At 68.7% G+C, this 4,038-nt stretch carries 4 protein-coding genes; 3 read left to right on the top strand and 1 reads right to left on the bottom strand.

Translation table 11 applies throughout. The annotated features are described in order from the left end of the window. Positions 1-125: 125 nt before the first annotated feature. The gene (locus tag AAGA11_22700) at positions 126-908 is read left to right on the top strand and encodes an ion transporter (protein ID MEM9605686.1); all 783 of its coding nucleotides are present in this window, start codon (positions 126-128) and stop codon (positions 906-908) included. Positions 909-920: 12 nt separating this feature from the next. On the opposite strand, the gene AAGA11_22695 is transcribed toward AAGA11_22700, so the two are convergent. After that, a complete protein-coding gene (locus AAGA11_22695) occupies positions 921-2,546 on the bottom strand; it encodes an AMP-binding protein (GenBank protein MEM9605685.1) in 1,626 nt (541 codons plus the stop codon). 155 nt (positions 2,547-2,701) lie between these two features. Between AAGA11_22695 and AAGA11_22690 the strand changes: the two genes are divergently transcribed. After that, on the top strand, positions 2,702-3,631 hold the full coding sequence (locus AAGA11_22690) for a DMT family transporter (protein MEM9605684.1): 930 nt from the start codon (positions 2,702-2,704) through the stop codon (positions 3,629-3,631). Then, a partial coding sequence (locus AAGA11_22685; protein MEM9605683.1) for a class I SAM-dependent methyltransferase occupies positions 3,628-4,038 on the top strand: 411 nt, incomplete at its 3' end. The genes AAGA11_22690 and AAGA11_22685, both read left to right, overlap by 4 nt.

The raw sequence follows: 4,038 nt of genomic DNA, 5'->3' as shown, positions 1-4,038 counted from the left end.
CGTTGTGGGGTTGGCTGCCGAGTCATCGTCGCACACCGTCAACCCGTTCTGCGGCACACGTCGCCCACTCGAGCCACACGCCAGCCCACTACACTAAGCGGCAATCTCACCGCCGACACCCCACCATGCACGCCCTCAAGACCCTGATCGAGAGCCAACGCACCGAGCGCCTCCTCACGGTGCTGATCATCGTCAACGCCGTCGTGCTGGGCCTCGAGACCGACGCCGGCGTGATGGCGCGTTTTGGTCCGGTGTTGCTCGGCCTCGACGCCGCCATCCTGTCGGTGTTCGTGGTCGAGTTGGCGATCAAGCTGCTCGTGCAGCGCACGGCGTTCTTTCGCAGCGCCTGGAACGTGTTTGATTTTCTCGTCATCGCCATTGCGCTCGTGCCGGCGAGTGGCCCGCTCGCGGTGCTGCGCGCGTTGCGCATACTGCGCGTGCTGCGCCTGGTCACCGTGATGCCGTCGCTCAAGCGCGTGGTCAGCGCCTTGCTCGGCGCGCTGCCCGGCATGGGGTCGATCGTGCTGCTGCTGACGCTGATCTTCTACGTCGGCGCGGTGATGGCGACCAAACTGTTCGGCGAGACCTTTCCCGAGTGGTTCGGCAGTCTGTTCGCCTCGACCTACACGCTGTTTCAGATCATGACGCTGGAGAGTTGGTCGATGGGCATTGTGCGTCCGGTGATGGCGGAGCACCCGCTGGCGTGGGCCTTCTTCGTGCCATTTATCCTCTGCACCACGTTCACCGCGCTGAACCTCTTCATCGGTGTGGTGGTGCAGGCCATGCAGGACGGTGTCGCCGCCGAGGAGCAACGCGCCACATCTGGAAACCAGGCCGACATCCTCGCCGAGCTGCAAGCCTTGCGCGCGGACATCGCCACCCTCAAACGACAGCCACCGCCAGAGTAGACCGTCGGACGGTCACCGTCCGGGGGCGCACCACGCGCCGTCCGCCGTGCCCGCGTTGCGCAGGATCTGCTTTCGCACTTTGTTGGTCGGCGTCTTTGGCAGCGCGTCCACCCGACGCCACCACCGCGGTACCGCAAAGCGCGGCAGGCGGCCCGCGCACGCGCACCACAGGTCTTCGGCGGTGACGCTGCCCTCGGCCACATAGACCAGCAGGATGTCGTCCTCACCGCCGCCGTCGCCGGCCGGCACGGCGACAGCGGCGCACTCGATCACCCCCGGCAAGGCGATAATCTCGCTCTCGACCATCGCGCTCGAAACGTTCTCGCCACGGCGGCGAATGCAGTCCTTGATCCGGTCGACGAAGAACACATCACCGTCCGCGTCCATCCACGCTGCGTCGCCGGTGTGAAACCAGAGGTTGCGCCAGGCCTCGACCGTCTGCTCGGCCTGCCGGTAGTAGCCCTGCATGAACGCGAAGGGCTGGCGCGGCCGCACCACGATTTCACCGACCTCGCCGGCTGCACAGCGCACATCGGTGTCCGGGTTGACCACCGCGAGATCGTAGGCGTCGCTGTAGACGCGGCCGCTGCTGCCGGGTTTCAACGGCGTGCCCGGCGCCGAGTACAACGGGATGTTCACCTCGGTCATGCCATAGAGCGCACACACCTCAGGCACGGCAAACCGCGTGCGAAGGCCCTCTACGATGGCAGGCACGCTCGGCGCCATCGTGATCAGGCGCAAGCCGGCGTCGCGGTCCAGGTCACTCGGCGGGGTCGCCAGGACAAAATCGGCCAGCGCGCCGAGCATATTCGTGACCGTGCAGCCGTGGGCGCGGATGTCCGACAGCCACGCGGACGCCGAAAAGCGGCTGCGAATCACCGCACGCGCACCCGCGATCAGCGCGGTGCACAGTTGCATGCCGAGCGCGTTGATGTGAAAGAGCGGCAGGCAGATGTAGTAGGTGTCGCCGCCGTGCACGCCCAACTGGTCGATGGCGCCTTGTCCGAAGCGCAGCACGTGGGCCTCGGGCATCAACACGCCTTTGGCCGCACCGGTCGTGCCGGAGGTGTACATGATGCACGCCGTGTCGGCGGGCCCGACCCGGGCGACCTGCAAGTCGGTGGCATCGGTTGCGGCAAGGCAGGCAGAGGCCGCCAACACCGGCGCGGTCAACGCGTCAGCCGACGCCACGTCGACCTCGCCGAACACGAGTACGCGCTGCAGGGTATCGAGGGGCGCGTCCAGCGCCGCCACGGCGCTGACCAGCGTGCCATCGACGATCAACGTGCTCGTCTCACTGTGGTCGAGCACACGGTGCAGGAAGCTGCCGATGTACTCGGTGTTGACCGCGACCATCACGGCACCGAGGTAGCCGAGCGCCAACCAGGACTGCACGAAGGCCGGGCCGTTGGGCAGCATCACAGCAACATGCTCACCCTGCCCGACCCCTTGCGCGTGCAAGGCGGCTGCGAGGTGCCGTGCAGCATCGCGGGTCTCGGCCCAGGTCCAGCTCGCGTCTGCGTCATCGCCGACGAAGCGCAGGAACGGTCGGTGTGGGTGCTGCGACGCCCGCCACTCGAGCAGTGCCTGCACGGTGTTGCAGCTCGGCGGTGCAGCCGCCGTGTCGGTGTCCGCCATCGTCACCCCGTCTTGTCCGTTCGAACGTCGCACGGCCGCAGTGTGCAGCGTGCGCCCCGACACGACCAGCGTTTCGGCGCGCCCCGCCGACACCCGCCGTGCCAAAGGCGACGCCGCCACGCCGGGTCGCGTACCGATGAGACATACTGGCACCCGTGACCGACGCCGCGCACAACCCGACACCCGCACACCGGGACAACCGACCCACGGGCTGGATGCTGGCCTTCGTCGGTATGCTGCTGGTGTCGACCGATGCGCCGTTCATCCGCTGGGCCGACACCGACGCGCGCATCATGACAGGCCTGGTTGCGGCCATGTCGCTGCCGATCTATGGCCTGATCCTCTGGCGCCGCGGCCTGCTGGGTCAGGGCGCCGCGTTGCGCCGTCTGGCGTTGCCCTTCGCGGCCGTCGCGGTCGCACTCGGGCTGTGCCAACTGAGTTTCGTGGCGGCGATCAACCACACTCACGTGGCCAACGCGGTTGGCATCGTCGCCGCCGGCCCGGTGCTCGCCGCCCTCGGCGCCCGGGTGTTCCTCGGCGAGCGCACCGGCCGGCGGATGTGGCTGGCGATCGCGCTCACGGTGTTTGGCATCGGCGTGATCGTCTGGCCCTCGCTCGGCCATCCCACGTTGCGGGGCGACCTCATGGCCCTCGGCGCGATCAGTTGCTACATCGGCGCGACGCTGATCTTCCGACGCCACCCGGACATGGGCCGGGTCCTCGCGCTGGCGCTGGCGGCAGCGGTGACGCTGCTGATCTGCTCGCCAGGCTTCGTCGGCGCGTCCATCGGCACCCATGTCTGGCTTGCGGCGGCCGGGATGGGCCTGGTGTTCAACACCGTCGGGCGCATCTGCATGGCCTCGGCGACACGCCACGCGCCCTCGAGCGATGTGGCCTTGTTCTTTCCGGTGGAAACCGTCGGGGCGACCTTCTGGGCCTGGCTGTTCTTCAGCGAAGTGCCCAGCACCGCGACAGTGACCGGCGCCGCCATCGTGATTGTCGGGGTGCTGCTGGGCACGGTGTTCAACCCGGAGGTGCGCCGCGCTGCGCCGGTGCGTGCCTCGCACCGCGGGCCGGTCACGTGAGCCAGCCGCCCGTCCCGGTGCCGGCTTACCACACCGCCGCGCTGGTTGCGCTCTACGACCGTTTCAACCCCCGGGGGCCGGCCGACGCCTTCTATGCGAGTCTCGCAGCCGGGGCGCCTTGTCGCGTGCTCGACCTCGGCTGCGGCACCGGTACCCTCGCCTGCGCGCTGGCGGCGCAGGGACACGCGGTCACCGGGCTCGACCCGTCCGACACCATGCTGGCAGTCGCGCGGCACAAACCGACTGCGGACCGCGTGCACTGGCACCACGGCGACGCGGCAACGCTGCCGACCGACACGCGGTACGACCTGATCACACTCACCGGACACGCCGTGCAGTGCCTGCGGACCGACACCGAGTTGGCCGGGTTGCTCGCGACCGTCGCCGAGGTCCTCGCACCCGGTGGG

It is taken from the genome of Pseudomonadota bacterium, assembly GCA_039196715.1.
Lineage (GTDB): Bacteria > Pseudomonadota > Gammaproteobacteria > CALCKW01 > CALCKW01 > CALCKW01.
This window is presented reverse-complemented; position numbering and strand designations above follow the sequence as displayed.